The 412-nt window shown below is 41.0% G+C and carries 1 protein-coding gene; it reads left to right on the top strand.

Annotated elements, in window-relative coordinates:
- Positions 1 to 179: 179 nt before the first annotated feature.
- Positions 180 to 412: DHH family phosphoesterase (locus ACTD9P_RS30155; protein WP_438870505.1), on the top strand; the 233-nt coding region annotated here is incomplete at its 3' end.

Below are 412 nucleotides of genomic sequence, written 5' to 3'. Positions count from 1 at the left end.
ATACTATATGCTGATTAGCATCTGACTTACCCAGTATTTTACTCGCAATCCTCCTCACCGCTCAACAAAAATGCTTCTTTTTCACATCAATTTTTAAGGTTTTGAAGATTACACCCTCCGCAAGACGTGTTAAACTATAAAAAGATTGTTTACACTACAAAAAAGGACAAGGAGTTATTATGGAAAAAATTCTTATTTTCGGACATCAAAACCCAGACACAGATACCATTTGCTCTGCCATTGCCTACGCTGATCTAAAAAATAAACTCGGCTTCAATGCTGAGCCCGTCCGCCTTGGACAAGTCAACGGCGAAACACAATACGCGCTTGATTATTTCAAGCAGGAAAGCCCGCGTTTGGTGGAAACAGCCGCAAACGAAGTAAACGGCGTCATCCTTGTTGACCACAATGA

Origin of the sequence: Pseudomonas onubensis (genome assembly GCF_965653655.1) — a bacterium.
Lineage (GTDB): Bacteria > Pseudomonadota > Gammaproteobacteria > Pseudomonadales > Pseudomonadaceae > Aquipseudomonas.
The sequence above is the reverse complement of the archived record's forward strand: the minus strand, read 5'-3'. Positions and strand labels throughout refer to the sequence as shown.